28 protein-coding genes are annotated in these 26,991 nt (G+C 65.9%); 16 read left to right on the top strand and 12 right to left on the bottom strand.

The features are described 5' to 3' along the window. Positions 1 to 117: 117 nt before the first annotated feature. Together ACCQ15_RS14715 and ACCQ15_RS14710 are read left to right on the top strand one after the other, a co-directional pair. Positions 118 to 585 carry an SET domain-containing protein gene (locus tag ACCQ15_RS14715; protein ID WP_003487757.1) on the top strand — a complete coding sequence of 156 codons (468 nt, stop codon included), beginning with the start codon at positions 118 to 120 and terminating at the stop codon, positions 583 to 585. Between the two features lie 102 nt (positions 586 to 687). Further along, positions 688 to 1,230: a type 1 glutamine amidotransferase domain-containing protein gene (locus tag ACCQ15_RS14710; protein WP_011348115.1), complete on the top strand. Its 543-nt coding sequence runs from the start codon at positions 688 to 690 to the stop codon at positions 1,228 to 1,230. 112 nt (positions 1,231 to 1,342) lie between these two features. On the opposite strand, the gene ACCQ15_RS14705 is transcribed toward ACCQ15_RS14710, so the two are convergent. From ACCQ15_RS14705 to ACCQ15_RS14675, 7 genes are all read right to left on the bottom strand, one after another. Beyond that, a complete protein-coding gene (locus tag ACCQ15_RS14705; RefSeq protein ID WP_372380723.1) occupies positions 1,343 to 1,939 on the bottom strand; it encodes a DUF1439 domain-containing protein in 597 nt (198 codons plus the stop codon). A gap of 55 nt (positions 1,940 to 1,994) precedes the next feature. Further along, a complete protein-coding gene (locus tag ACCQ15_RS14700) occupies positions 1,995 to 2,537 on the bottom strand; it encodes a hypothetical protein (RefSeq protein WP_011348113.1) in 543 nt (180 codons plus the stop codon). Positions 2,538 to 2,593: 56 nt separating this feature from the next. Then, complete coding sequence (locus ACCQ15_RS14695; RefSeq protein WP_136732783.1) at positions 2,594 to 2,935, bottom strand: DUF3861 family protein; 342 nt, start codon at positions 2,933 to 2,935, stop codon at positions 2,594 to 2,596. 57 nt (positions 2,936 to 2,992) lie between these two features. Further along, a complete protein-coding gene (locus ACCQ15_RS14690; RefSeq protein ID WP_014090668.1) occupies positions 2,993 to 3,634 on the bottom strand; it encodes a M23 family metallopeptidase in 642 nt (213 codons plus the stop codon). Between the two features lie 106 nt (positions 3,635 to 3,740). Next, a complete protein-coding gene (locus tag ACCQ15_RS14685; RefSeq protein WP_008571830.1) occupies positions 3,741 to 4,166 on the bottom strand; it encodes an HU family DNA-binding protein in 426 nt (141 codons plus the stop codon). Positions 4,167 to 4,725: 559 nt separating this feature from the next. Beyond that, positions 4,726 to 5,580 carry a pyrroline-5-carboxylate reductase gene (gene proC, locus ACCQ15_RS14680; protein WP_033478563.1) on the bottom strand — a complete coding sequence of 285 codons (855 nt, stop codon included), beginning with the start codon at positions 5,578 to 5,580 and terminating at the stop codon, positions 4,726 to 4,728. Positions 5,581 to 5,623: 43 nt separating this feature from the next. After that, positions 5,624 to 6,316 carry a YggS family pyridoxal phosphate-dependent enzyme gene (locus tag ACCQ15_RS14675; protein WP_372380722.1) on the bottom strand — a complete coding sequence of 231 codons (693 nt, stop codon included), beginning with the start codon at positions 6,314 to 6,316 and terminating at the stop codon, positions 5,624 to 5,626. Positions 6,317 to 6,734: 418 nt separating this feature from the next. On the opposite strand from ACCQ15_RS14675, the gene ACCQ15_RS14670 reads away from it, so the two are divergent. The 3 genes from ACCQ15_RS14670 to ACCQ15_RS14660 all read left to right on the top strand — a co-directional run bounded on the left by ACCQ15_RS14670 (position 6,735) and on the right by ACCQ15_RS14660 (position 10,193). After that, complete coding sequence (locus ACCQ15_RS14670) at positions 6,735 to 7,772, top strand: type IV pilus twitching motility protein PilT (RefSeq protein ID WP_003489919.1); 1,038 nt, start codon at positions 6,735 to 6,737, stop codon at positions 7,770 to 7,772. Between the two features lie 112 nt (positions 7,773 to 7,884). Beyond that, positions 7,885 to 9,015, top strand: a complete 1,131-nt coding sequence (locus tag ACCQ15_RS14665) for a PilT/PilU family type 4a pilus ATPase (RefSeq protein WP_008571827.1) — start codon at positions 7,885 to 7,887, stop codon at positions 9,013 to 9,015. A gap of 503 nt (positions 9,016 to 9,518) precedes the next feature. Further along, entirely contained in the window at positions 9,519 to 10,193 is a 675-nt protein-coding gene (locus ACCQ15_RS14660; protein WP_016851096.1) for a YitT family protein, read from the top strand. A 173-nt stretch (positions 10,194 to 10,366) separates the two neighbouring features. Here the strand turns inward: ACCQ15_RS14660 and ACCQ15_RS14655 are convergent, their stop codons facing one another. Both ACCQ15_RS14655 and ACCQ15_RS14650 read right to left on the bottom strand, forming a co-directional pair. Then, positions 10,367 to 11,293 (bottom strand): DUF72 domain-containing protein, encoded by a 927-nt coding sequence (locus ACCQ15_RS14655; RefSeq protein ID WP_372380721.1) that lies wholly within the window; start codon positions 11,291 to 11,293, stop codon positions 10,367 to 10,369. A 7-nt stretch (positions 11,294 to 11,300) separates the two neighbouring features. Then, positions 11,301 to 11,873 carry a DNA-3-methyladenine glycosylase I gene (locus ACCQ15_RS14650; RefSeq protein ID WP_008571824.1) on the bottom strand — a complete coding sequence of 191 codons (573 nt, stop codon included), beginning with the start codon at positions 11,871 to 11,873 and terminating at the stop codon, positions 11,301 to 11,303. A gap of 276 nt (positions 11,874 to 12,149) precedes the next feature. Between ACCQ15_RS14650 and ACCQ15_RS14645 the strand changes: the two genes are divergently transcribed. From ACCQ15_RS14645 to ACCQ15_RS14625, 5 genes are all read left to right on the top strand, one after another. After that, positions 12,150 to 12,716, top strand: coding sequence for a YqgE/AlgH family protein (locus tag ACCQ15_RS14645; protein ID WP_003489930.1), 567 nt, complete (start codon positions 12,150 to 12,152; stop codon positions 12,714 to 12,716). Beyond that, positions 12,709 to 13,176, top strand: a complete 468-nt coding sequence (gene ruvX / locus ACCQ15_RS14640) for a Holliday junction resolvase RuvX (RefSeq protein ID WP_008571823.1) — start codon at positions 12,709 to 12,711, stop codon at positions 13,174 to 13,176. The genes ACCQ15_RS14645 and ruvX overlap by 8 nt, the downstream gene beginning before the upstream one ends. Positions 13,177 to 13,189: 13 nt before the next feature. Further along, complete coding sequence (locus ACCQ15_RS14635; protein ID WP_031423560.1) at positions 13,190 to 14,137, top strand: aspartate carbamoyltransferase catalytic subunit; 948 nt, start codon at positions 13,190 to 13,192, stop codon at positions 14,135 to 14,137. 327 nt (positions 14,138 to 14,464) lie between these two features. After that, on the top strand, positions 14,465 to 14,899 hold the full coding sequence (locus ACCQ15_RS14630; protein ID WP_003489936.1) for an OsmC family protein: 435 nt from the start codon (positions 14,465 to 14,467) through the stop codon (positions 14,897 to 14,899). A gap of 152 nt (positions 14,900 to 15,051) precedes the next feature. Beyond that, positions 15,052 to 15,651 carry a glycine zipper 2TM domain-containing protein gene (locus ACCQ15_RS14625; RefSeq protein ID WP_014090663.1) on the top strand — a complete coding sequence of 200 codons (600 nt, stop codon included), beginning with the start codon at positions 15,052 to 15,054 and terminating at the stop codon, positions 15,649 to 15,651. Between the two features lie 263 nt (positions 15,652 to 15,914). Here ACCQ15_RS14625 and ACCQ15_RS14620 read toward each other — a convergent pair whose 3' ends face one another. Beyond that, positions 15,915 to 16,796: a PhzF family phenazine biosynthesis protein gene (locus tag ACCQ15_RS14620; RefSeq protein WP_277574632.1), complete on the bottom strand. Its 882-nt coding sequence runs from the start codon at positions 16,794 to 16,796 to the stop codon at positions 15,915 to 15,917. Positions 16,797 to 16,827: 31 nt separating this feature from the next. Next, positions 16,828 to 17,706, bottom strand: coding sequence for a PhzF family phenazine biosynthesis protein (locus ACCQ15_RS14615; protein WP_277574631.1), 879 nt, complete (start codon positions 17,704 to 17,706; stop codon positions 16,828 to 16,830). A 194-nt stretch (positions 17,707 to 17,900) separates the two neighbouring features. On the opposite strand from ACCQ15_RS14615, the gene ACCQ15_RS14610 reads away from it, so the two are divergent. The 5 genes from ACCQ15_RS14610 to ACCQ15_RS14590 all read left to right on the top strand — a co-directional run bounded on the left by ACCQ15_RS14610 (position 17,901) and on the right by ACCQ15_RS14590 (position 24,813). Beyond that, positions 17,901 to 20,510 carry a bifunctional aspartate kinase/diaminopimelate decarboxylase gene (locus ACCQ15_RS14610; protein WP_372380720.1) on the top strand — a complete coding sequence of 870 codons (2,610 nt, stop codon included), beginning with the start codon at positions 17,901 to 17,903 and terminating at the stop codon, positions 20,508 to 20,510. Continuing rightward, positions 20,494 to 20,952, top strand: a complete 459-nt coding sequence (locus ACCQ15_RS14605) for a hypothetical protein (protein ID WP_008572403.1) — start codon at positions 20,494 to 20,496, stop codon at positions 20,950 to 20,952. The genes ACCQ15_RS14610 and ACCQ15_RS14605 overlap by 17 nt, the downstream gene beginning before the upstream one ends. Then, the gene (murL, locus tag ACCQ15_RS14600; RefSeq protein ID WP_372164075.1) at positions 20,949 to 22,304 is read left to right on the top strand and encodes a UDP-N-acetyl-alpha-D-muramoyl-L-alanyl-L-glutamate epimerase; all 1,356 of its coding nucleotides are present in this window, start codon (positions 20,949 to 20,951) and stop codon (positions 22,302 to 22,304) included. Before ACCQ15_RS14605 ends, murL begins: the two co-directional genes overlap by 4 nt. Beyond that, positions 22,285 to 23,691: a UDP-N-acetylmuramoyl-L-alanine--D-glutamate ligase gene (gene murD, locus ACCQ15_RS14595; protein ID WP_029819882.1), complete on the top strand. Its 1,407-nt coding sequence runs from the start codon at positions 22,285 to 22,287 to the stop codon at positions 23,689 to 23,691. Before murL ends, murD begins: the two co-directional genes overlap by 20 nt. A 321-nt stretch (positions 23,692 to 24,012) precedes the next feature. Next, positions 24,013 to 24,813 (top strand): dienelactone hydrolase family protein, encoded by an 801-nt coding sequence (locus ACCQ15_RS14590; protein ID WP_008572408.1) that lies wholly within the window; start codon positions 24,013 to 24,015, stop codon positions 24,811 to 24,813. Between the two features lie 205 nt (positions 24,814 to 25,018). On the opposite strand, the gene ACCQ15_RS14585 is transcribed toward ACCQ15_RS14590, so the two are convergent. Continuing rightward, positions 25,019 to 26,017, bottom strand: coding sequence for a polyprenyl synthetase family protein (locus ACCQ15_RS14585; protein ID WP_008572409.1), 999 nt, complete (start codon positions 26,015 to 26,017; stop codon positions 25,019 to 25,021). A 275-nt stretch (positions 26,018 to 26,292) separates the two neighbouring features. Here ACCQ15_RS14585 and ACCQ15_RS14580 point away from each other — a divergent pair, with 275 nt between their 5' ends. Then, entirely contained in the window at positions 26,293 to 26,826 is a 534-nt protein-coding gene (locus tag ACCQ15_RS14580; RefSeq protein ID WP_008572410.1) for a single-stranded DNA-binding protein, read from the top strand. The last annotated feature ends 165 nt before the right edge of the window (positions 26,827 to 26,991 follow it).

Genomic DNA, 26,991 nt, shown 5'->3' with positions numbered 1-26,991 from the left:
GCCAACGGCGCGGTTCAGCCGCCGGCAAGCGTGGCCCGTTGCGGCGCACGCTGCGCTTGTGCTTGGCGCAGTGGCGCGCTGCAGTCACAATGAGCGGCCCCATCACTGGACCCTTACATGTCGCGCAAAGTTGCCGCCCGCAAGTCTCGTATCCACGGCAATGGCATGTTCGCCCTCGCCCCGCTCCGCAAGGGCGAGCGCATCATTCAATACAAGGGGCGGCTGCGCACGCATGCCGAAGTGGATGCCGACGACACCGGCGACGTGGAAAGCGGGCATACCTTTTTGTTCACGCTCAGCGACGACTACGTGCTGGATGCCAACTACGAAGGCAATGTCGCGCGCTGGATCAACCACAGCTGCGATCCCAATTGCGAGGCGGTGATCGAAGAAGCCGAGGGCGACGACCGCCGCAAGGACAAGATCTTCATCGAGGCCAAGCGCGACATCAAACCCGGCGAAGAGCTCACCTATAACTACGGCATCACCCTTGCCGAGCGTCATACGCCACGCCTGAAGAAAATTTGGGAATGCCGGTGCGGCTCGAAGAATTGCACCGGAACGATGCTGCAACCCAAGCGCTGAGCACGCAGCCATGTGGCGCGTACTGACGCCGCGCACACATCGGTTCACGGATGCGCAACGGCGTGATTCCTAGGGTCTGGGCTTCTTTTCAAGGAGCCTCCCATGTCTCATTCGCTCTCTGGCAAAACCGTCGCCGTGCTGGCCACCGATGGCTTCGAGCAATCCGAACTGACCGAACCCAAGCGCCTGCTGGAAAGCTGGGGTGCCAAGGTCGAGGTGATCGCGCCCGGCGACGGCACGCAAATTCGCGGCTGGAATCACACAGAGTGGGGCGATTCGGTAACGGTCGATCGGCGGCTAGATCATGCAGCGGCGGAATCCTACGACGCACTGGTGTTGCCTGGCGGTGTGCTCAATCCCGACACACTGCGCACCGATGAGCAGGCAATCACGTTCATTCGCGCGTTTTCGAACGCACAAAAACCGGTGGCGGCGATCTGTCACGGGCCGTGGTTGCTGCTCGAAAGCGACTTGGTCCGCGACCGCAAGGTCACTTCATGGCCATCGGTCAAGACGGACCTGATCAATGCCGGTGCGCGCTGGCAGGATGCCGAAGTGGTGGTCGACGGCCAACTGATTACCAGCCGCAAGCCGGACGACATTCCTGCATTCGCCGCAGCCGTGGCCAAGGCCTTGGCTGCATAGGTTCTTCACTGGCCAGTGTCAGCTCGAAACACCAAGGCCCGGCGCAGATGCGTCGGGCCTTGATGTGTAGCCTTGCGTGGATTGTCGCCATCCACGCCAATACCACGCGGACCTACTTCCCGGACAGCGCTGCCGCGGGCACCAGTTGCTCGATGTTCTGGTTGAAGTTGACCGCAACCCGCCCGTTCTGGATGCCGACCGATTCCACCTGCACCGCACCCATCACGGATGCAATGGCCGGGTCGATCCGATAGATCAGCTCCTTGCGCGCATAGTCGGCCAGCCAGGTATTGAGCAGCTGCCGCGTGCTGTGGTCGAGCTTTGCGCCTGCATGGGCGGGGCGGAAGTCGTCGATGCTGGGTTGATCCAGATAAAAGCCCTGTTTGGCCACGTCGTAGCGCAGTGCGCTGGTCAAGGTCACATTGCCGACCGGTGCAGGAGCGCCGCCTGCGGTCGCCACGGCAAGATCGAAGGCCATCTTGAGCCGATCGCCTGGCGGCAACGATAGCGCCGGGTTGCTGACCGTCATCGCGATCAGCCCGCCCAGCGTGTCATGTGTCTGCGGGAAGCGACCACCCAGATAGTGCTGCAGGTCGCTGGCCTGCACGCTGATCTGTTTTCCCTGGATCTGCGGCGCAGCCCAGGCGCTGGTGATGGGCATTGCCAAGGCGAGGGCGAGCATGGAACCGGCAAGCGAACGCAGTTTCATCGGGTGACTCCGGCAACAGGTGACATCACCTTAGTCGGCGCCGGTGAACCACGGGTTAGCGCAACACCGGTTGCAGCGTGGCCGAATAGATTTCCCAGCCATCGCTGCCGGCCCGGGGTTGCAGCCGGTATGCCCCGACCAGGCGTTGTGTGCCGGTGGTGGTGCGTACCGTCAACTGCACCGGTACTTCGATACGCTGTGGCGGCTGCGCCTGATCCAGTGCAAAGGGCGGATCGTTGTTGATGCGCATCGACTGGATATTGGGGATGGCACGCAAGGCCGCATCGTCCGGTACCGGGGGAGGGCGACCGCCGGTCCATAAGGCATCGGCCTGCGCGCGCGCAGCTCCCGGCAACGCGCCGAGGTAGCGTTGAACGGTGGCGCTTGCTTGGGCGTAGTTGGCCAACGCAATGGCATCGGTGGGATCAGCCGCAGGGGCAGGTGATGCGGTCGCGGTGCCGGTAGCGGCGTTATCGAGCGGACGCGATGCGCTCGCAGCGTGCGTCGCCGAGGCGACGTTTGCCTGCGGATCGCCAGTGCGATGACAGCTGCAACCGGAAAGTGCGGCTGCGACAACGAGCATTCCCATCCAGCGCATGGCGCGTCCCCATCCCCGAGGTGCGCAGTGTAGCGGGTACGTGCGGCGATGCGTCTTCAGGCGCCGGTGGCGGGGTGCACGCGCTGCAGGCGTTCCAGCAGCAGCTGCAGTTTGGGACGCAATGCGTCCAGCGCATCGCTGGGCTGGGCGCGTGGGCGGGCCGCCAGGTCTTCCAGCAACTGCGAGCCTACGGTCAGTGCCGCGCATTCGTCGCTGCTCAGGTCGCGGCGCAGGTGTAGTTCTTCGAGCAGCCGCATCCAATCGGCGCGCGAGCGTTGTTCGAATTCGATGGTGCAGCGGTCCTCACAAGGGCGGCCGTCGTTTTCGATCGGCGTGACCGTGATGCGATAGCGTTTGCGGGACATATGGGTCGCGTCGTTCTGGGCTGTGCTCACCATAGGCGTAGGACGCAACCGTCTCGATAGGGTGGCCCATGACGCAGTGTTCCAACGTGCTCAGTTTGCTGGCCGAGCGGCAGGTTTGCGTAGGAGTGGCAGCGGATCGTACGCACCGTTGCGTCCATAGACACCATAGTGCAGGTGTGGCGGCGTGCCGCGCGCATTGCCGGTGCTGCCGACCTTGCCGAGCAGGGTGCCGGGCTCGACCACATCGCCTACTGCGAGGCCGGCAGCCCAATCGTCAAGATGCGCGTAGTAATGCCGTTCCATCGCTGGACCCAGCAGCCAGACCTGTTTTCCGCCCAGGCCCTGGTCGCGGATGGCGCTGACCACGCCGCGCGTTGCCGCCACCACCGGTGTACCGCGTGGCGCGAAGATATCCACGCCCGCATGCGTACGGTCGCGGCCACGCGGTGCACCAAAGGTGTCGGCAATCTGTCGCGCACGCACGCCTTCCACCGGCACATGCAACTGCGCAGGCGGCGGCATTTGCGACAGCTCCCAGCTGGTACGGAGCTGATGGGCGATCGGCAGCTGCCAGGCCCAGCGCGCGGCCACCGCCAGCACGCACAACAGCGCAATGGAGACAACAATGCTGCGCAGGCGACGTGCCGGGCTACGGGTGGCAACTCGGCGTGGCGACGACGGCGGGGTGTTCGACGGACCGGTCACAGGCACCTGCAGATGGCGAACCAGCATGCAGGGTAGGGCAGTGCCGATGAGCGGTATGTGCTGCACTCTGCGGAGCGAGCCCAAAAAAAAGACGGCCCGCAGGCCGTCTTCGTGATACAGGATGCGTGCTCGATTAGAGCGCCGCGTCCTTCAACTTCTTCAGTGGACGTGACTTGAGCTTGGTGGTCGCAGGCTTGGCGGCGAACATCTGCTCTTCCTTGGTGAACGGGTTGATGCCCTTGCGCTTCGGCTTGGCCGGCACGTGCACGGTGGTCAGCTTGAGCATGCCCGGGATGGTGAAGCTGCCGACGCCCTTCTTGCTCAGCGAGGCGTGTGCGGTGGCTTCCAGCGAAGCCAGCACGGCGCGGACGTCCTTCGGGGCCAACTGGGTGCTTTCGGCAATGTGCGCGACCAGGCCGGTCTTGCTCAGTGCTTCCTTGATCGGCTTGGGCGCAGCGGACTTGGCAGCAGCGGCCTTGGCCGGCTTTGCGGTCTTGGTCGCGGCGACCTTTTTCACTGCCTTCTTGGGGGCAGCCTTCTTAGCGGCGGTTTTTGCCATGAGTGATGTGTTCCGTATTCGTTGGTGGTGTTGGGTCTGCCGACCCAGTCGGCAACGCGAAATGTAGGGCAACTGCTGCGCGCCGCCAATAGGCAAACGATGAAACAGCACGAAAAAAGCATCTTTCGACGGGGATTCGTTCACCAGCGGCAGAAAAAGCGCACAAAACGCATCGGCTTGCCCGTGCCATGCGCGCGTTCGCTGCATGTCTGACGCACAGCAGCAGATCGTTTGCGCGAGCAAACGCCGCAACACGCATCCGTGGGGACGATGGAACGAGCCGATAAGGCCAGCCTTTTGGGGGATGCATGTAACGGGGCCACGCGCCGACAAGATGGCTGCCATCGATTGCAAACGTGGACGCACGTTCCATGTGCGGCAAATGGAGCGGTTATTGGGCGCTATGCAGCCTTCGGCCTTGTATTGCCCTGCATCCACCTTCCGGTGATCAGGCGCTGGCGCGGCGGTTTGCGCAGATGTTCGAATCGTTTTCGGCGTGCCATGCGCGCCACGCGAAGGCACCGCGCGATACGCGACATGCAGACCCGCCGCGTTTCAATCAGTCATTGGCCGCGGACAGGCTGCGGCCGCGTTCGGTCGCTGCGGCAATGGCCTGGGCGGTGAGGGCTTCAAAGCCGCCGGCCTGGAACGTCTCGATGGCGGCGTGGGTCGTGCCGTTGGGCGAGGTCACGCGGCGACGCAGGACCTCCGGTGGTTCGCCCGATTCGGTGAGCATGCGTGCGGCACCGAGCAGCGTTTGCAGCACCAAGGTGCGCGCGGTTGCGGCGGGCAGGCCCTGCGCTTGCGCGGCAGCTTCCATCGCTTCTGCCAAGAGAAAAACATAGGCCGGTCCGCTGCCGGAGACCGCGGTCACCGCATCCATCTGCACTTCGTCGTCGATCCAGACGGTAACGCCGGCGCTGTCCAGCAGTTGGGTCGCCTGTTGGCGTTGCGCCGCCGACACGCGCGCGTTGGCGTACAGCCCGGTGACACCGGCGCCGAGCAGGGCGGGTGTGTTGGGCATGGCACGAACCACCGCGATATCGCCGCCCGACCAGCGCTGCAGCTGCGTGGCGGTGATGCCGGCAGCGATGGAAACCAGCAGCGGTTGTTGTGCCTGCGCCAGATCGGCCAGTTGCGCGCACACCATTGGCAAGACCTGCGGCTTGACCGCCAAGACCCAGGTCGTGGCCGCATCGACAGCGGCGCGCGCATCCTCGACCACCTGCACGCCGAAGTCGCGCGCCAAGGCGTCGCGCAGCTCGGCCACCGGCTCGGCCACGCGGATGCTGGCAGCCGGCGTGCCCTGCCGGATCAGCCCGGCAATCAGGCTGCGCGCCATGTTGCCGCCGCCGACGAAAGCGATGGACGTGGCAGCGGAAGACGAGGGCGATGACGAGGCAGGTGTGTTCATTGCGGCACCTTCATAAGACGAATCGATGTGGGAGGCGAGGCGATCAGGCAGAGGCGGCCGGCGCCTGATCGCGCGCACCGAACAACGCCGTGCCCACCCGCACCATGGTGGCGCCGGCCGCGATCGCTTCGGCGAAATCCGAGCTCATGCCCATCGACAAGGTGTCCACCTGCCGATGGCGGGCTTGCAGCTGCTCGAACAGCGCCTGCATGCGCATGAACGCGGCCTGGCGTCGTGCCTGATCCGGAAACGGGGCAGGGATGGCCATCAGTCCGCGTAGCTGCAAACGCGGTTGCAGGGCGATCGCTTCGGCCAGGCTGTCGATCGCTTCGGGTGCGCATCCATGCTTGCTGTCCTCGTCGTCGATGTTGACCTGGATCAACACATTCAACGGCGCGCGGTCGGCAGGGCGATGGCGTGCCAGCAGCGGAATCAATTTGGCGCGGTCCACCGTCTGCACCCAATCGAAGCACTGGCTCGCCAGTTCGGCCTTGTTGGATTGCAGGTGGCCGATCAGATGCCATTCCAAACCCAACGCATGCAACTGGGCAATCTTGGCATCGGCTTCCTGCACGTAATTTTCGCCGAAGGCGCGCTGGCCCTGCGCGGCCAGGGCGGCGACGGCGTCGGCCGGCTTGGTCTTGGAGACCGCCAGCAGCCGCACGTCGGCACGCGCGTGTGCGGCCGCCGCGGCGTGGATGGCATCGAGAATCTGCTGCAGCGACGAAGCCGGCACGTGGCATTCCGAAGAAAGGCGGGAGCGCTATAGTGCCGGCCGCAGACGCTTCCATCCAGTTGGGGGCTGCCAGGCGCCTGGATCGGCGCGCCGGCGCTGCATGTATTTAGAGGAGTGTCTGGAAGCAAGGTGGGAGACCGTCCCCAGGTCCGCCCAAGGCCGGGCGCGATACGCACTGACGGCAGCGCGGCCGGCTACGCTCGGGCCAGCGCTGCGCTCGCCAGCGAGTCCTTGAAGCCACCGAGCAGCAGCCATTCGGCCTTGGACGGTTCCGCACCCGGGCGCAAGGCAACGGTTTCAGCCAGGCGCGTTGCGGCCGACCTGAACCGGCGACAGGGCTGCTTCCCGCCGGCAGCCAGAACGCTATACTGCCGGCCGGGGAGTACCTTCCAATCGCAGCCTAGGGGAAAAGCAGCGCATGGATATCGCTGAACTATTGGCGTTTTCTGTCAAGAACAAGGCATCGGACCTGCACCTGTCTGCAGGGCTGCCGCCGATGATCCGTGTCGATGGCGATGTCCGTCGCATCAATATTCCGGCGTTGGACCACAAGCAGGTGCACGCGCTGGTGTACGACATCATGTCGGACAAGCAGCGGCGCGATTACGAGGAATTTCTCGAGGTCGACTTTTCGTTCGAAATTCCGTCGCTGGCGCGTTTCCGCGTCAATGCGTTCAACCAGAACCGCGGCGCCGGTGCGGTGTTCCGTACCATTCCGTCCGAAGTGCTGACGCTGGAAGACCTGGGCTGCCCGCCGATCTTCCGCCAGCTGATCGACCAGCCGCAGGGCCTGATCCTGGTCACCGGCCCGACCGGCTCGGGCAAGTCGACCACGCTGGCAGGCATGATCGACTACATCAACAAGAATGAGTACGGGCACATCCTCACCGTCGAGGACCCGATCGAATTCGTGCACACCTCGCAGAAGTGCCTGATTAACCAGCGCGAAGTGCACCGCGATACCCACGGTTTCAACGAGGCGCTGCGCTCGGCACTGCGCGAAGACCCGGACATCATCCTGGTCGGCGAATTGCGCGACCTGGAAACCATTCGCCTGGCGCTCACCGCCGCGGAAACCGGCCACCTGGTGTTCGGCACCTTGCACACCAGCTCGGCGGCCAAGACCATCGACCGCATCATCGACGTGTTCCCGGCCGGCGAAAAGCCGATGGTGCGCTCGATGCTGTCCGAATCGCTGCGCGCAGTGATTTCGCAGGCACTGCTGAAGAAGGTCGGCGGCGGCCGCACGGCGGCGTGGGAAATCATGGTCGGCACCCCGGCCATCCGCAACCTGATCCGCGAGGACAAGGTGGCGCAGATGTATTCCTCGATCCAGACCGGCCAGCAATACGGCATGCAGACGCTGGATCAGCATCTGCAGGACCTGGTCAAGCGCAGCCTGATCACGCGCAACCAGGCACGCGAGTACGCCAAGGACAAGCGGATATTCGAGTAGCCGGGATTCGGGATTCGGGATTGGGGATTCGCAACTGCGATTTCCCGTGCCGGACCCGCTCTTGCCAATCCCGAATCTCCACTCCCGAATCCCTGCTCCAGAGGAGCACGCCATGAGCACCATCGACTTCACCTCCTTCCTCAAGCTGATGGCGCATCAGAAGGCCTCGGACCTGTTCATCACCTCGGGCATGCCGCCGGCGATCAAGGTGCACGGCAAGATCAGCCCGATTACCCAGACCCCGCTGACTGCGCAGCAGAGCCGCGACCTGGTGTTGAACGTGATGACGCCGTCGCAGCGCGAGGAATTCGAAAAGACCCACGAGTGCAATTTCGCCATCGGCGTATCCGGGGTCGGGCGTTTCCGTGTGAGCTGCTTCTATCAGCGTAATCAGGTGGGCATGGTGCTGCGCCGGATCGAAACGCGCATCCCCACCGTGGACGAGCTGAGCTTGCCGCCGGTGATCAAGACGCTGTCGATGACCAAGCGCGGCATCATCATCTTTGTCGGCGCCACCGGAACCGGTAAATCGACTTCGCTGGCGGCGATGATCGGCTACCGCAACCAGAATTCCACCGGGCACATCATCACCATCGAAGACCCGATCGAATTCGTGCACAAGCACGAGGGCTGCATCATCACCCAGCGCGAGGTCGGCATCGACACCGACAGCTGGGAAAATGCGCTGAAGAACACCCTGCGCCAGGCGCCGGACGTGATCATGATCGGCGAGGTGCGCACCCGCGAAGGCATGGACCATGCGATCGCCTTCGCCGAAACCGGCCACCTGGTGCTGTGCACGCTGCACGCCAACAACGCCAACCAGGCGATGGACCGCATCATCAACTTCTTCCCAGAGGATCGGCGCAACCAGCTATTGATGGACCTGTCGCTCAACCTCAAGGGCGTGGTCGCGCAGCAGCTGATTCCGACCCCGGACGGCCGCGGCCGACGCGTGGCGATGGAAATCATGCTGGGCACGCCGCTGGTGCAGGACTACATCCGCGATGGCGAGATCCACAAGCTCAAGGAGATCATGAAGGAGTCCACCAACCTGGGCATGCGCACCTTCGACCAGAGCCTGTTCGAGCTCTACCAGGCCGGCGAAATCAGTTACGAAGATGCGCTGCGCTACGCCGACTCGCAGAACGAAGTACGCCTGCGCATCAAGCTCTCGCAGGGTGGCGATGCCAAGACCTTGTCGCAGGGCCTGGACGGTGTGGAAATTTCCGAAGTGCGCTGAGTGCAGCACGCTTCGGTGCCCGCGTGCACGGGTGCCAGTGTCGACGGATAACAAACGCGGATACCTGCCCGGGCGTGCACGGAACTGACCTGCTGGCGCCGCGGCGACGCCAGCCCGTCTGCGTGCCGCTGCCATTTCGTGCCGGGCGTGGCGACCAGCGTTGCGCCAGGATCGTACCGACGACGCGGCCCGGGCCGCCGCGTGGAGGAATCGCCTGAGCGCGCCAAAGAAGAAGACGGCCCGGCTCGAATCGTCCGCGCATCTGCCGACGATCGAGAAGCCCGGCCATACCGTTGCCGCGCCGTCCCGGCATGCCCGGGTGCTGCGGAGGAGGCGGCGGTCGACGGCCGGCCGAGGCGCCCCTGTCACGCAGCGAGCTGGCGAGGCGTCGTCCCGGTTTCAGATGTAACCGGGTAGGTCGATAGTGTCTAATATCGCACCCCACTGCAGTGCCCAAGCCCGTGAGCCTTCCCGATTCCGATCTGCGACCGGAGCAAGAACCCTTGCCCGACGATGGTGCCGTGGTCACCGCCGGCCCGCTCACTCCTCCGCCGGATTCGGCCGGGACTGCCGCCGACGACCACGCCTTCCATCATTCGGTGGCTGAGGATGCGCAAGGCATGGTGCTGGCGACCCTGGTTGCATCCCTCGGTCTGGCCATCTTTGCCAAGGGCGGACTGATGATCGGCGGCATGGCCGGCGTGGCCTTCCTGTTGCACTACGCGCTGCACTGGAATTTCGGCCTGGTGTTCGTGCTGGTCAATCTGCCGTTCTATTGGCTGAGCGTGCGCCGGATGGGGTGGGAATTCACCCTGAAGACCTTCGCGGCAGTCGGCGCGTGCGGCGTTCTGACCAACCTGCTGCCGCGCTGGGCCGACTACGCGCACATGAGCACGGCATTTTCGGCAATCGTCGGCGGCGCGCTGTCTGGCCTGGGGATTTTGTTCTTCATTCGCCACCGCGGCAGCCTGGGCGGCATCGGCATCCTGGCGGTGTACCTGCAGCGCGAGCGTGGCTGGAGCGCGGGCAAGGTGCAAATGAGCTTCGACGCGATGCTCATGCTGGTCGCCTTCTTCGTGCTGACCCCGGACAAGGTGCTGTATTCGGCCATCGGCGCCTTGATGCTGAGTCTGGTGCTGATGTTCAATCACCGCCCGCACCGCTATATGGGCGTGTGATACGTGCCGAAGATCGCTCGCATGCGTCCGGGAGCGGCTAGCACGATGTCGCGGGCAGACGGTCAGCGGGCGCGGCTGGCGCGGCCAGAACCGCAGCGTGCCAGCGATGCATGCCGCTTTCCGTGTAACGGCCAGGCCCGCCTGGCGACAAGCGCCGTCGTTTGTCAGCAGTTCTAGGTGGTTTCGCGTGCCGGGCAATCGGTAGGCAACTGCAGCCGTTGCATCAACCCGCGCGCATCGAACGGTGCATGCACCTTCATGTCGTTGTCGAAATAACAGTACACATCGCGCATTGCGCGCTTGCGGGCGCGTGCGCCGACCCGGGCTGCATCGTCCGGTTCGGCTCCGCTGGCCCACGCGGCGATGCGTGCTGCCCAGCGATCCAGTGCGGTATCGCTGTAGCCGCTGGCGTACAACTGCGCATCGCCATGCAGACGCACATAGACAAAATCGGCGCTGACGTCCTCCAGGTACGGGAATTTGCCTGCGGTGTCGGCGACCACCACCGCGACATTGTGACGCCGCAGCAGGCGCATGCAGGCTGGATCGCAGAAGCTGTCGTGACGCACTTCCAATGCGTGACGGATCGGCCGATTGCGATCGATTGCCAGGGCGCTGCGGCCCTGCATCAGCGCGGTGTCGCGCTTGCGCGCCCGCGCCAACGCGGCCTCGCTGCCGCGCGGCAGGCTGCCTAGAAATGCGTCCAGCAGCTCGGCATCGAACCGGAGTGTCGGCGGTAGCTGCCACAGGACCGGGCCCAGTTTGGCGCCCAGCCGCAAGATTCCCGAAGCGAAGAAGTTGGCCAGCGCCTGCTCGCAATCGCGCAGGCGCTTCATGTGGGTGATGAAGCGCGGGCCCTTGACCGAAAAGACGAAGTCCTCGGGCGTTTCGTCATGCCAGCGCTGGAAGCTGTCCGGACGCTGCAGCGAATAAAAGGAGCCATTGATTTCCACGCTGGGAAAGCATCCCGCGGCGTATTCGAGCTCACGCCGCTGGGCCAGGCCAGCCGGATAGAACGTGCCGCGCCAGCGTGCGTAACGCCAACCGGAAATGCCGATGCGAATAGCCATGACCCCGAGCATTTCGCGTGCGCCGTGCAAGAGGTGTCTAGCCGCGCTGGACCGTGCGCGTTTTCGCCGGCGTCTGCGCCTGCAGCCAGGGCGGCGCCAGTGCCCGGATCTGCGCAAACACCGGGCACCGGGCATGGTGTGCGCCGGGCAGGTAGCCCAGGCTCATCAGGAACTCGCCGGTGATTTCGCCGCCGGTGAAGCGGAAGGTCTTCTTGAACAGCTTGACCCAGGCCGGTTTGTCGAGCGGGTGGTGGGCGTCCAGCCACTGCGCGAAGCTGCCGTGCGTGGCGCGTAGCGCCTGGATGACCTGTGCATTGTGGATGGCCGCCAGCACCTTGAGGCGATTGCGGATGATGCCGGCATCGCCCATCAACCTGCTGATGTCCTGGTCGCCATATGCCGCAACAGCGTCCACGTCGAAGCCGTCGTAAGCCCGCTGGAAATTGACGCGCTTGCGCAGGATGGTTTGCCAGCTCAGTCCGGCCTGGTTGATCTCCAGCACCAGCCGTTCGAACAACTCGCGTTCGTCGCGCTGCGGAAAGCCATACTCGTGATCGTGGTAGTGGCCATGGACCGGATGGCCTGGGGCGATGCTGCAGTAACCGCTCATGTGGATGCCTGTGGTTGTGGGGCGAGGCTTGCCAGTCGCGCGCCGGTCGCTGCCGTGGCGGGCGAGCGGCAGTAGCGCAGAGGCCGGGAGGCCGTTTGCGCCGCTGCAGCGCTGCAACTCGCACGCATCGCGGTCAAGCTGAACGTGTCGGTCAGGCGCCGCATGCGGTCTGCCGCGAAGGCTGCCGCATCGGCGGCATCGCACGTTTCCGGCGCCGGCAAGGCCCAGTATGGCAGCGGCTCTGCGCGCGGCGAAGCGAACGGCTAGAATGCGGCCATGTCTGTTTTGCCCACGCCTCTGGCCAACCAACTGCTGATTGCGCTTCCGGCGCTGTCCGACCCCACCTTCTCGCGCAGCGTCGCGCTGATCTGTCAGCACGACGAGAACGGCGCCATGGGCGTGCTGGTCAACCGGCCTTCCGAATACACCCTGGGCGAAGTGTTGTCGCAGATGGGCATCGACACCGACGATGAGCCGCTGCGCGAGCAGGTCGTGCTCAGCGGCGGGCCGGTGCACCCTGAGCGCGGTTTTGTGATCCATGACGATGCGCGCGAATGGGATTCCAGCCTGGAAGTGGGGCAGGGCGTGTTCCTGACCACCTCGCGCGACATCCTCGAGGCGATGGCGGCCGGCAACGGCCCGCGCAATGCGCTGGTCGCGCTGGGCTGCGCGGGTTGGGGTGCCGGCCAGCTGGAATTCGAGCTGGGCGAAAACAGCTGGCTCACCGCGCCCTCGGATGCCAACGTGCTATTTGCGACCGCGCTGGAAGATCGCTGGCAGACCGCTGCCGGGCGTATCGGCGTAGACCTGTTCCGGCTCACGGATTATTCCGGGCATGCCTGAGGCGGGCGCGATTCGCCCCGATGGCACGGTGCTGGGCTTCGACGTGGGGTCGCGCCGGATCGGCGTGGCGGTCGGAACCGCGCTCGGTGCCGGCGCGCGCGCGGTGGCTGTCATCAATGTGCATGCCAACGGCCCGGACTGGGTTGCGTTGGACCGCGTGTACAAGCAGTGGCGGCCGGACGGCCTGGTGGTCGGCGACCCGCTCACGCTGGACGACAAAGACCAACCCGCCCGCAAACGCGCACACGCGTTCGGCCGCCAGCTGCGCGAGCGCTATGCGCTGCCGGTTGTCCTGATCGACGAGCGCTCCAGTTCGGTCGAGGCTGCGCAGCGTTTCGCGCGCGAGCGCGCCGATGGGCGCAAGCGACGCCGCGACGCCGAAGCGCTCGATGCGATGGCCGCCGCAGTGATCGTCGAACGCTGGTTGGCCGCGCCCGACCAAGCCACCTCTCTTCCTTGACTCCCGACCTGCGATGACCACCATGCAACTCGATTCGGACGGACGCTTGCGCCACCTGCTCACCCTGGAAGGACTGCCGCGCACCACGCTGCTGCAATTGCTCGACCGCGCCGGCCAGATCCGCGATGCGGCGGTGGGGCGCGTGGGCAAGCGCAGCGTGCTGGCGGGCACGGCGGTGTGCACGCTGTTCTTCGAACCCTCCACGCGCACGCGCAGCTCCTTCCATCTGGCGGCGCAGCGGCTGGGCGCGGACGTGCTCAATTTCGATGCATCCACCTCATCCACCCGCAAGGGCGAAACCGCGCGCGACACCTTGAAGAATCTCGAAGCGATGGGCGTGCGCGGCTTCGTGGTGCGTCACCCCGACGACGGCGCGGTGGAAGCGCTGGCGGCAGCCGCGGGCGAGGGCACCGCGTTGATCAATGCCGGCGACGGGCGTAGTGCGCATCCCACCCAGGGCCTGCTCGACATGCTCACCCTGCGCCAGGCCAAGGGCACCGATTTTTCCAAGCTCAAGGTCGTCATCGTCGGCGACGTCAAGCACTCGCGTGTGGCGCGCTCGGACCTGCATGCCCTGCGCACGCTGGGCGCTGGCGAAATTCGCGTCTGCGGCCCGGCCAGCCTGCTGCCGGACGACGGCATACTGGAGGGCTGCGTGGTCGGCCAGGATTTCGATGCCATGCTCGAAGGCGCCGACGCGTTGATGATGCTGCGCCTGCAGCGCGAGCGCATGGAAGAAGGCCTGGTGCCCTCGTTGGAGCAGTACCACACCGAATATGGTCTGACCCGCGAGCGTCTGGCGCGTGCTGGCCGCGACGCCGCGGTGCTGCACCCGGGCCCGATCAACCGCGGCGTGGAAATCACCGATGAAGTGGCCGACGGCGCGCAATCCTGCGTGCTGCGGCAGGTTGCCAATGGCGTTGCCGTACGCATGGCCGTGCTGGAAACCCTGCTCGGCTAAGCGCGGCTGCGCCGCCGGATCGTGAGTCGCTCCAGGAGCGGCGCCCCCACCGCGCAACCAATGCGCGGTGGCCTTTGATCCATGAGGCGTCGATTGCGAAGAGGCAGCCGCTTCTCGCCGAACGTGGACCGTGGTCGGTCGCGCGGTGGCGTTCGATGCGCAACATCATGCGTGCAGACAAACAGTCGCTTGCTGCCTGAGGTGCCTGGCGGTCTGCTCTTGCGAATCCCGAATCCCGAATCCCGAATCCCGAATCCCGAATCCCCGCACCACCAGCTAACACCCTCTCACCTATCGTGAGCGCTCCTTTCAGCGCAGGAGATCGCAATGGGTATTTCACGTCACGCCACCGCCCACTGGGAAGGCGACCTCAAGACCGGCAAGGGCCAGCTCAGCACGCCGCAGAGCGGCTTGATGGACAACACCCGTTATGCCTTCAGCAGCCGCTTCGGCGACGAGAAGGGCACCAATCCGGAAGAACTCATCGCCGCCGCGCATGCCGGCTGTTTCACCATGGCATTGTCTGCGCAGTTGACCGAAGCCGGTTTTCCGCCGGCCTCGCTGGACACGCGCGCCGATGTGGATCTGTCGATGGAAGGCGGCCCGCAGTTGTCGCAGATTCGCCTCAAGCTCAAGGCCGTGGTGCCCGGCATCGACGAGGCCAAGTTCCGCGAGCTGGCCGACACCGCCAAGAAGAATTGCCCGGTCTCCAAGGCACTGAGCGCGGTGCCGATCAGTCTGGAAACCGAGTTTTCCAGCTAGCGCCAATACCGCTGCGACGCGTCGGCGCAAACGCCCGGCGCGCGCAGCTGGCGGCAACCTGAATACGGCTTTTTGCGGACGGTTTGGTTCAGTGCGGTTTCACTGGCGCAGGACGAGCATCGGCAGCGTGTCCTCCCTATGAAGCTGCCGCAATGAAAACTCTCGTGCTTGGTGCTCTGGTGATGGGTCTGGCCGTGGCGGGCAATGCCACGGCGCAGCGCTATGACAGCGGCTACCGCGATTACGGCCGCAGCGGCTACGAGGATGGCCGTTACGAATATGCGCGCGTCGTGCGCGTGGATCCGATCATCGTTGCCGACTCGTACAACGAACGCACCAGCGAACGTTGCTACGATCGTCCCGCCGACGGTTATTACACGAGCAACGACGGGTATTACCGCGACGGCGGCTATGCCCAAGCCGGTGTGTCCAATCGTGGCGTGGCCAGTGTGATCGGTGGTATTGCGGGTGCCGTGCTCGGCAGCCAGGTCGGCGGCGGCAATGGTCGTCTGGTCGGTACCGCCGTGGGCACCATGGCGGGCGTCGCGGCGGGCCGTTCGATCTATGAGGCCAATCACCGCACCTACCAGGGCAACGTGAGGGTCTGCGAGCCGGTGTCCTACCGCCGTGAACGCGACCGCGTGGATGGCTACGACGTCACCTACGAATACGCCGGCCGCATGTACCACACGCGTAGCGATTACAACCCGGGCGACCGAATCCGTGTGCGCGTCGACGTGCGCCCCGACTGATCAGTGCCGGATGCATGCGGTGCCGCTGGTGGCTCCGGCATCGGGCTAAACAGAACGCTGCGGGCAACCGCAGCGTTCTTGCGTTTGGCGGAGCGATTGCCGGCAGCAGTGGCACGCCAACCAGGCGTGGGCGCTGATCGATGCGAGGCGCCTTGCTGTTTCACACAAGCGCCGATGCGCGGTGCACCGGCGGTGATCAGAAATTGGCAGCACCTGCAGGCCACCCGCTGCGTTGAATCCAGCGCAGCAGCGCTGCTGCCGCCCTAAGCCCAGTCCAGCGTGCCGCGAATCACCGTCTGCACCTGGCCACCCGACCACACGTCGCCGTCGGCATCGATATGCAGTTCCAACAGGGCATCGAAGCCGATTTCGCGGCCCTGGCTGACGGTGTAGCGACGGTCGGTACCGGGCAATGCGTCACGGCTGTCCAGCCATGCGGCCAGCACCGCATTGGCCGCGCCGGACGCCGCGTCTTCGAAGCGCCGGCCATTGCCGACGAAGGCTCGTACTGCCAGATCGTAGGTGCCCGGTGCGCCGGCGCGTGCATACGCAAACACGCCCATGCTGCCGGTGGATTCTGCCAACCCGGCAATCGCGTCCCAGTCCGGCTGCAGGCTGCGCAGCGCGGCTTCGCTTGCCAGTTCCACCACCCACCAGGTGCGGCCGCCGTCCATCAGCGCAGGCGGCAGCGTCCCCAGCGGCCAGCCCTGCAAGGCATCGCGCAGGCGCGGATCGTTGGCATCCACCTGCTCGGCCACGCGTGCGCGTGGCGTGCGGATCGCGATGCTGCGGTGGCCGCCGCGCTGCTCCACACGCAGCGGCAACCGGCCGGCGATGCCGTCCTGCACCAGGACGCCATCCTGTGGTGCGGCCAGGCCGGCCTCGAGCACGGCATGCGCAGTGCCCACACTGGGATGGCCGGCAAACGGCACCTCTTTTTGCGGCGAAAACATGCGCAGCCGGTAGCTGCTGTGCGTGCTTTCGGCGGGAAAGACGAAGGTGGTCTCCGGCAGTTTGGTCCAGCGTGCGATGGCCTGCATCGCGGCATCGTCCAGACCCTGCGCATCCAGCACTACCGCCAGCGGATTGCCGCTGCCGGGGCGGGCGGAGAACACATCCAGTTGCAGGAAACGGCGAGTGGTCATGGGCGTCGATCCGCAGTGAGGGCGCGGCAGCTTACCAATCGATGCGGCCGTCGATCACCTGCAGCGTCGCTCCGCCAATCCAGACTTCGCCTTCCGCGTCCACTTCCACCTGGACGCGGCCGTCGCGGCCAACCTCGCGGCCCTGACTGGCGACGTAGCGCGACTGCGCTCCGGGCAGGCGGCCCTCGCCATGCAGGCGGGCGGCAATACAGGCATTGGCGCTGCCGGTGACCGGGTCTTCCGCAATGCCATCGCCCGGGCAGAACGCGCGGACGACCAAGTCGGCATCGCCATCGTGCACGGGTGCGTAGATGGCCAGGCCAACGGCGGCGCTGGCCTGGGTCAGGCGCGCAATGGCGGCAAGCTCCGGGACTGCCTGCCGTACCGCCTGCGCGTCGGCCAATTCCAGCAACCACCAGTTCGGGCCGTTGTTCCAGAGTGCGGCCGGCTGCGCGCTGACGCGCAGGCCAGTGCAGGCGGTACGCAGCGCCTCGGCGTACGTGTCGCCTGTGTCGATGGCGCGCGCGCGCGGGGCGCGCAGCCGCACCAGCAAGGCGCCGTGCCGGTCGAACACGTCCACCGGCAGCACGCCAGCCGCGCATTGCTGGCGCAGCCGGCCGTCGGGCTTGTACGCGGTCACGCCGTGGGTCACCGCCGCCCACGCGGCACCGACGCTGGGGTGGCCGGCAAACGGTAGCTCGGCACGTGGGGTGAAGATGCGGATGTGGTAATCGGCATCGGGCACGCTGACCGGCAGGAAGAAGACCGTCTCGGACAGATTCAGCCACGCGGCGATCTGCTGCATCTGCGCAGACGACAACGTCTCTGCATTGAAGACCACGCCCAGCGGGTTGCCGCTGCCGGCCCGGGCGGCGAAAACATCCAGTTGCAGATAGCGGTGCTTGCTCATGGTGGGGACATCTCGATCGAAGGAGGGGCACGGCGATGGTTGCAGTGCAAACCGATACGGCAGTGGACGTGGCGACCGGAACGCTGTGATCGCACGCGGGGTCATGTCAGCGGCATTGGCAGTAGAATCGGAGGTTCCGCTCGGCATCCCGGGCATCTTCCCCCCCCCCCCCCCCATCCTAAACGCCTATCTCAATGTCAGCTCCCCACTCTACCGATCGTTGGATCGTCCTCAAGTTCGGCGGCACTTCGGTGTCGCGTCGTCATCGCTGGGACACGATTGGAAAACTGGCGGGCAAACGGGCGAACCAGACCGGCGGTCGCGTGCTGGTGGTGGTGTCTGCATTGTCGGGCGTGACCAACGAGCTCACCGCCATTGCCGACGGCGCCGCCGATAGCGCACAACGCGTGGCGGCACTGGACCAACGCCATCGTGAGTTTCTGGCCGAGCTCGAACTGGACGCCGATGCGGTGCTGGGCGAGCGACTGGCCGCACTGCATGCGTTGCTGGGCGACGCGCGCGCTGCAATGCGCACGCTGGACTGGCAGGCCGAGGTGCTGGGGCAGGGCGAGTTGCTGTCGTCCACCATCGGTGCGGCGTACCTGCATGCCAGCGGCCTGGACATGGGCTGGCTGGATGCGCGCCAATGGCTGTCGGCGCTGCCCCCGCAGCCGAATCAGAGCGAGTGGTCCAAGCGGCTGTCGGTGTCGTGCCAGTGGCAGTCCGATGCCGATTGGCGCACGCGTTTCGCCGCGCAACCGACACGCTTGCTGATCACGCAAGGCTTCATTTCGCGTCATGCCGATGGCGGCACCGCGATTCTGGGCCGTGGCGGTTCGGATACCTCGGCGGCGTACTTCGGTGCGCTGCTCGGCGCCAGCCGCGTGGAAATCTGGACCGATGTGCCCGGCATGTTCAGCGCCAACCCGAAGGAAGTGCCGGACGCGCGGCTGCTGACCCGGCTGGACTATTACGAAGCGCAGGAAATCGCCACCACCGGCGCCAAGGTGCTGCATCCGCGTTCGATCAAGCCGTGTCGCGACTCCGGCGTGCCGATGGCGATCCTGGACACCGAGCGCCCCGATCTGCCGGGCACCAGCATCGACGGCAATGCCGAACCGGTGTTGGGCGTCAAGGCGATCAGCCGCCGCAACGGCATCGTGCTGGTGTCGATGGAAGGCATCGGCATGTGGCAGCAGGTCGGCTTCCTGGCCGACGTGTTCACGCTGTTCAAGAAGCATGGCCTGTCGGTGGACTTGATCGGTTCGGCCGAGACCAACGTCACCGTGTCGCTGGATCCTTCGGAAAACCTGGTCAACACCGACGTGCTGGCGGCGTTGTCGGCCGATCTGTCGCAGATCTGCAAGGTCAAGATCATCGTTCCTTGCGCGGCCATCACCCTGGTCGGGCGCGGCATGCGTTCGCTGCTGCACAAGCTCTCCGACGTGTGGGCCACGTTCGGGCAGGAGCGCGTGCACATGATTTCGCAGTCGTCCAACGACTTGAACCTGACCTTCGTCATCGACGAAGCCGATGCCGACGGTTTGCTGCCGATCCTGCATGCCGAACTGATCGACAGCGGTGCAATGCCGGTCAGCGAGGGAGAGGTGTTCGGCCCGCGCTGGCGGCAGATCATCGGCTCGGTACGTCCGCGTCCCACGCCGTGGTGGCATGCCGAGCGCGCGCATCTGCTGTCGCTGTCCAAGGCCGGGACGCCGCGTTACGCGTACCACCTGCCCACGGTGCGTGCGCGTGCGCATGCGCTGGCGCAGATTGCCGCGGTGGATCAGCGCTATTACGCGATCAAGGCCAACGCGCATCCGGCCATCTTGATGGCGCTGGAACAGGCCGGCTTCGGGCTGGAGTGCGTTTCGCACGGCGAATTGCGCCGCGTCTTCCAGGCGCTGCCGGAGTTGTCGCCGCGGCGCGTGCTGTTCACGCCGAGCTTTGCGCCCAAGGCCGAATACGAGGCGGCCTTCGCGCTGGGCGTGACGGTGACCGTGGACAACGTCGAAGCGCTGCGCAACTGGCCCGAGGTGTTCCGTGGCCGCACGATCTGGCTGCGCATCGACCTGGGGCACGGCGACGGCCATCACGAGAAGGTCAACACCGGCGGCAAGGCGTCCAAGTTCGGCCTGTCGTCCACGCGCGTGGATGAATTCGTCGACGTGGCGCGCACGCTCGAGGTCACCATCACCGGCGTGCATGCGCATCTGGGCAGTGGCGTGGAGACCGGCGAGCACTGGCGGATGATGTACGACGAGTTGGCCGGCTTCGCGCGTCGCATCGGCACGGTAGAGACCATCGACATCGGCGGCGGCCTGCCGATTCCGTACAGCGCCGAAGACGAGCCGTTCGATCTGGAGGTGTGGGCCAAGGGCCTGGCCGAGGTCAAGGCGGTGCATCCTGGCTACCGCCTGGCGATCGAGCCGGGCCGCTATCTGGTGGCCGAAGCCGGCGTCTTGCTGGCCAGCGTCACCCAGGTGATCGAGAAGGACGGTGTGCACCGCGTGGGCCTGGATGCGGGCATGAACACCTTGATTCGCCCGGCGTTGTACGACGCCTGGCACGACATCGAAAACCTCAGCCAACTCGACGCGCCGGCCGGCGGCATGTTCGATATCGTCGGGCCGATCTGCGAATCGTCGGACGTGTTCGGCAAGCGTCGCCGGCTGCCAGCGGCCACTGCACCGGGCGATGTGGTGCTGGTCGCCGATGCCGGTGCCTACGGCTACACGATGGCCAGCACCTACAATCAGCGCGAATTGCCGCGCGAAGAGGTGATCGATGCGTCCACTGGCTGAGTTCGTCGTACTCAGCACGTTGGCCGGTGGCGTGGCGATGGTGTTTTCCACCGCCATCGATATCGCCGGGCAACCGACCCCGTGGACCGACAGCTTGAAGTGGGCAATCCCCGCATTGGTCGCTGCCGGCCTCGGCGCGTGGAGCGCAGCGTTCTGGCAACGTCGGCGTGCCCGGCAGGCACGCGCGCAGCGCGCCGGCGGCATGGCATTGCGCACCGTGGTGTTGAGTGCGCTTGGCTATCTGCCGGCGTTGCTGCTGTATCTGCTGGTCGCGTTGGCCATCACCGGCGACGCAACGGTGATTCGCTCGGATGTGATGCTGCTGTTGTTCGTGATCGGTTGCCTGCCGTTGCTTTGGGCGGCGGTGCCGTTTTCCATGATTGAATATGTCCTGTGCCGACGTTATCTGCGTCGTGTACGTGTTTCTGCAGGTAGTCCATGAGCGCTTTCGACAAACATCAGATGTCCACCTTCCGTTTCGTGCGTTGCGCACTCGACGCGCAGACCGGCGTGGCGACGCTGGTGTATGCCTTCGATCAAGGCCCGGAGCTGGTCGAGACCGTTGCGGTGCCGGGCGCTCCGTTCGTGCTAGAGGGCGCGCGGGCAACTGCCGTGCAACAGGCGCTGCGGCTGCTGCATCTCATTGCAGGGGTCAGTTATTTCAAGGCCGCGGTGCCGCCGAACATCGCCATCGACAGCTACGGCATCGATGCCGAGACGGCCGCGCTGGTGGAAAGCGTGTATCTGCACGGCCTGGGCGAATTTGCCTACCGCAATGGCTTGGATCTGCACGGCAAGATCCACTTTCCGGTGGCGGCGCAGGCCTCTGCCGCCGCGCCGGCAGTGGGGTTGCGCGAGCATGCGCTGGTGGCGATCGGCGGCGGTAAGGATTCGCTGGTCAGCATCGAGGCGCTGCGCCAGGCCGGCCTGGCGCAGACCGTGAGCTGGATCGGCGGTTCGCAACTCATCCGTGCCTGCGCAGAGCGCACCGGGTTGCCGGTACTCAACATCGGCCGCGTGCTGGCACCGGAATTGTTCGAACTCAACCGCCAGGGCGCGTGGAACGGGCATATCCCGGTGACCGCGGTGAACTCGGCCATTCTGGTGCTGGCGGCGCTGCTCACTGGTGTTGACCAGGTGGTGTTCTCCAACGAACGCTCGGCCAGTTACGGCAGCCAGATTCCCGGCACCGGCGAGGTCAATCACCAGTGGTCCAAGGGCTGGGCCTTCGAACAGGCGTTCGGCGAGTACGTGCAGCGGCACGTGGCAGCCGATCTGCGCTACTACTCGTTGCTGCGGCCGCTTTCGGAGTTGGCGGTGGCGCGGCAGTTCGCCAAGACCGATCACTACGACGCGCATTTTTCCAGCTGCAACCGCAACTTCCACATCATGGGCGAGCGCCCCGTGCATCGCTGGTGCGGCGTGTGCCCGAAGTGCCATTTCGTGTTCCTGGCGCTGGCGCCGTTCATGCCCAAGACACGGCTGGTCAACATCTTCGGGCGCAATCTGCTCGACGATGCGACCCAGGCCGGCGGCTACGACGCGTTGCTGGAATTCCAGGACCACAAGCCGTTCGAATGCGTGGGCGAAGGCCGTGAATCGCGCGCGGCGATGGCGGTGCTGGCCAGCCGCGCGGAGTGGAAGGAGGACGCGTTGGTGAAGCGCTTCATCCGCGACATCCAGCCGCAGCTCGACCCAAATGATCTGCAGGTCGAGCCACTCATGGCCATCGATGGCGAGCACCGGATTCCGCCGGCGCTGTGGGAGCGCGTGCGTGCGAATTTCGCAGCTTGAAGGCAAGACCGTTGCGTTGTGGGGCTGGGGGCGTGAAGGACGCGCGGCGTACCGTGCGCTGCGGGCGCGCCTGCCGACGCAAGCGCTGACGGTGTTCTGCAACGCCGAAGAGGCGCGCGAGATTGATGCGCTGGAAGATGCGGCCTTGCAGGTGGAAACCGCTGCCAGCGCGCAGGCGCTGGGGCGATTCGAGATCGTCGTGAAGTCGCCCGGCATCAGCCCGTATCGCGCCGAGGCATTGGTCGCCGCCGCGCAGGGCACGTGCTTCATCGGCGGCACCGCGCTGTGGTTTGCCGAACACGCGCAGGCGGACGGCAGCGTGCCCGGTGTCATCTGCGTCACCGGCACCAAGGGCAAGAGCACCACCACGGCGCTGCTGGCGCACCTGCTGCGCGCGGCCGGGCATCGCACCGCGTTGGTCGGCAATATCGGCCAGCCCTTGCTGGAAGTGCTGGCACCGCAGCCGCCGCCGGCGTATTGGGCGATCGAGTTGTCCAGCTACCAGACCGGTGATGTCGGGCGCAGCGGCGCGCGCCCGGAACTGGCACTGGTGTTGAATCTGTTTCCCGAGCATCTGGACTGGCACGGCGATGAGGCGCGCTATGTGCGCGACAAGCTGTCGCTGGTGACCGAAGGCCGGCCGCGGATCGCCTTGCTCAACGCTGCCGACCCGCTGCTTGCCGGCCTGCAGTTGCCGGATAGCCAGGTGCGTTGGTTCAATCATTCCGCCGGTTGGCATCTGCGTGGCGACGTGGTCTATCGCGGCGAACAGGCCATTTTCGATACCGCCGATGTGCCGCTGCCGGGCGAGCACAACCGCCGCAACCTGTGCGCGGTGCTGGCGGCGGTAGAGGCCTTGGGCCTGGATGCGGCGGCACTCGCGCCGGCGGCAGCGAGCTTTCGTCCATTGCCCAACCGCCTGCAGTTGCTCGGCAGCGTGGACGGCATCAGCTACGTCAACGATTCCATCAGCACCACGCCGCATGCATCGCTGGCTGCCCTGGCGTGCTTTGCGCAGCGACGCGTGGCACTACTGGTCGGTGGCCATGATCGCGGGCTGGATTGGCACGATTTCGCCCAGCAGATGGCGCGGCAGGCGCCGCTGGAAATCGTGACCATGGGCGCCAACGGCCCACGCATCCATGCATTGCTGGCGCCGCTGGCCGAGGCGGGGCACTTCGGCCTGCATGCGGCCAACGATCTCGAACACGCCATGGGACTGGCGCGCGCTGCGCTGGGCCAGCAGGGCGGTGTGGTGCTGCTCTCGCCCGGGGCGCCCAGCTTCGGCGCCTACAGCGACTATGTTGCGCGCGGCCGCCACTTCGCGCAGCTGGCAGGGTTCGACCCGGCGGCAATCAGCGCGATTGACGGACTGGGTGTGCGCTGAAGGCGGCTAACGCACCGGCTGCACTCATCGGCTGGTGGGCATGGCCGATGCTCGGCACTGGTAGGTGCCGCTCGCACACCGCTGTGCCTGCGCGCTGTTCTCCGCCACCCGATGGATGTTCGTTGCCTGTTGGTCGCCGCGCCAACGCCAGCGCCGCCGCGGTGGCGCGATCGCCTCGAAAGCACGCATGCGCAGCGCATGCGAACGCGCAGGTGCGATCGGACTGACTGCCTGCCGCCACCGTGGCCGGCAGCGGCGACGATGACCTCTCCTGCACGGCAGCAGCGCCTACACTCGCCGCACCATCCTGGGAGCAAGCACATGTACAAGCAACGGACATGGCGTGGCATTGGGTTGATCGGTGTTCTGGCTTCGCTGGCCTTCCCCGCAGCAGCGGCGATGCAGGCCAAGCCGCTGGAATGGAAGATCGGCAAGGACACCTATAGCGGCGTGCTGGTGTACGACGATGCCGGCGATGCCAAGCGCCCGGGGCTGGTCATGGTGCCCAACTGGCGCGGTGTCAACGACTCGGCGGTGACCAAGGCCAAGCAGCTGGCCGGCGACGATTACGTGGTGCTGGTGGCCGACGTGTATGGCAAGGGCAAGCGCCCGGCCAACGACAGCGAGGCTGGGCAGTTCGCCGGCGCCCTGAAGAAGGATCCGCCGGAGTTGCGCGCACGCGCGCTGAAAGCGGTAGAGGTGCTCAAGGCGCAGGCCGGCAAGGCGCCGCTGGACGCAGCGCGCATCGGTGCGGTGGGCTTCTGCTTCGGCGGCACCACGGTGCTGGAGCTGGTGCGCTCAGGCGCGCAGCTGGCCGGCGTGGTGAGCCTGCATGGTGGCATCGCGACTCCCAGCCCGGCCGCCGCCGGCTCGGCCAAGACGCCGCTGCTGGTGCTCAACGGTGCCGACGACAAGAGCGTGAGCAAGGCGGATATCGCCGCGTTCGAAACCGAAATGAATGCAGCCGGCGCGGATTGGCAATTCGTCAATTTCAGCGGCGCGGTGCATTGCTTTGCCGAGGCCGACGCCAACAGCCCGCCGGGCTGCCTGTACAACCCGCGTGCGGCCAAGCGGGCGTATCGCATGCTCGGCGATTTCTTCGACGAGCGCTTTGGGCAGTAACCGGGATTGGTGATTTGGGATTGGGGATTCGCAAGAGCGAAGTCCCGTCCTTCAGCGAATCAAACCCCCGGGTTTTTGCTCGGGCGTTGCGCTGATCAATCATTCGGCTAACCGATGTCGGGACGCGCAAAACCGCGATCACGCCGCCTTTGCGAATCCCTGATCTCCAATCTCAAATCCCGGCCGGCGCGCGCTGCGCGCCGGATCAGTGCGTGCGCTCGACCGCGTAGCGCGCCAGGCCGCGCAACGCCGCCACGGCAGGGCTGTGCGGCAGGGTTTCCAGCGCCTGTTCGGCGGCAGCGGCGTATTCGGCCGCGCGTTGACGGCTGTAGTCCAACCCGCCGGTGGCATGGATGGCGGCCAGCACTTCCGGCATCGCCGCCGCATCGCCTTGCTCGACGATCTGTCGCAGGCGCTCACGGGTGGTGGCATCCGAGTGCGCCATTGCGTGGATCAGCGGCAGGGTGGCCTTGCCTTCGGCCAGGTCGTCGCCCAGGTTCTTGCCCAGGTCCGCGGCCTCGGCGGCGTAGTCGAGCACGTCGTCGGCGATCTGGAAGGCAAAGCCCAGCTGCATGCCGTAGTCGTACAACTGCTGCTGCACCTGCGCGCTGGCGCCGGAGGCAAGCGCACCCAGACGCGTGCCGGCGGCGAACAGCACCGCGGTCTTGCGCTCGATCACGCGCAGGTAGGCCGCTTCGTCGGTGTCGGGGTTGTGCACGTGCAGCAGCTGCAGCACTTCGCCCTCGGCGATGCGGTTGGTGGTGTCGGCCAGGATCTGCATGACTTCCATGCGGTCCAGTTCGACCATCAGCTGGAAGCTGCGCGAATACAGGAAGTCGCCCACCAGCACGCTGGGAGCGTTGCCCCATAGCGCGTTGGCAGTGCTGCGTCCGCGGCGCAGGTCCGATTCGTCCACCACGTCGTCGTGCAGCAGGGTCGAGGTGTGGATGAATTCGATGATTGCCGCCAGTTGGTGGTGCTCCGGGCCGGAGCCGCCAGCGGCGTGGCCGGCCAGCATCACCAGCATCGGGCGCAGGCGTTTGCCGCCGGCAGAGATGATGTGATCGGCAATCTGGTTGATCAGCACGACGTCCGAGGCCAGACGGCGGCGGATCAGTGCGTCGACCGCGGTCATGTCGGGCGCGGCGAGGGACTGGATCTGGGGCAGGCCCAGCACGGTGGGGAGGTCTTCGGCGATGGTCATGCGCAGGCATTCGTGATGTGGGCCGATTATAGGTGCCCCGGCCGGATCCGTCCCGCCGGGCACATCCGGCGTCTTCACATTTGCCGCCCTGCGCAGCTGGGCCGTGACCCGCAAAGGTCTGTACGGGCTGGATTTCCGACCCTTGGCAAGGCACTTGCCCGGCAGCGCCGCGCGGCAACCCGCCAGGACCGCCGAGCGGCAGGTGCGGTAACATTGCCGCACAGACATTCATCGTTGCGCGCTCCCGGCGCCAGCGCATCATCTCGGAAGCACCTATGGCCCGCGGCATCAACAAAGTCATCCTCGTCGGCAACCTCGGCAACGATCCCGACACCAAGTACACCCAGGCCGGCATGGCAATCACGCGCGTGAGCCTGGCCACCACCAGCATGCGCAAGGACCGCGACGGCAATAACCAGGAACGCACCGAGTGGCACCGCGTGGTGTTTTTCGGAAAGCTGGGCGAAATCGCCGGCGAGTACCTGCGCAAGGGTTCGCAGGTCTACGTCGAAGGCGAACTGCGCTACGACAAGTACACCGGCCAGGACGGCGTGGAAAAGTACAGCACCGACATCGTCGCCAACGAGATGCAGATGCTCGGCGGCCGTGGTGAAGGCGGCGGTGGCGGGATGGGCGGCGATCGCCCGCAGCGCTCGGCGCCGCGTCAGCAGGGCGGCGGTGGTGGGCAGGGTGGTGGATACGGCGGCGGTGGCGGTGGTCAGGACTATGCGCCGCGCCGTCAGCAGCCGGCCCAGCAGCAGTCGGCACCGCCGATGGACGATTTCGCAGACGACGATATCCCGTTCTGAGGGCAGCTCGTCGTTGCCTCATCCAGGAAGGCCCGCATTGCGCGGGCCTTCCGCGTTATGGGAAGTCCGCGCAGGCATTGGCCGGTTTCGGCAGAACGGCGGCAAGAGCCACGCGGGTGTCACGCGTGCTCGGAGGCGCGGGTCGTACGTGCAGCGCCCCTCCAT

It is taken from the genome of Xanthomonas sp. NCPPB 1754, from assembly GCF_041475725.2.
GTDB classification, from domain to species: domain Bacteria; phylum Pseudomonadota; class Gammaproteobacteria; order Xanthomonadales; family Xanthomonadaceae; genus Xanthomonas; species Xanthomonas euvesicatoria.
This window is presented reverse-complemented; position numbering and strand designations above follow the sequence as displayed.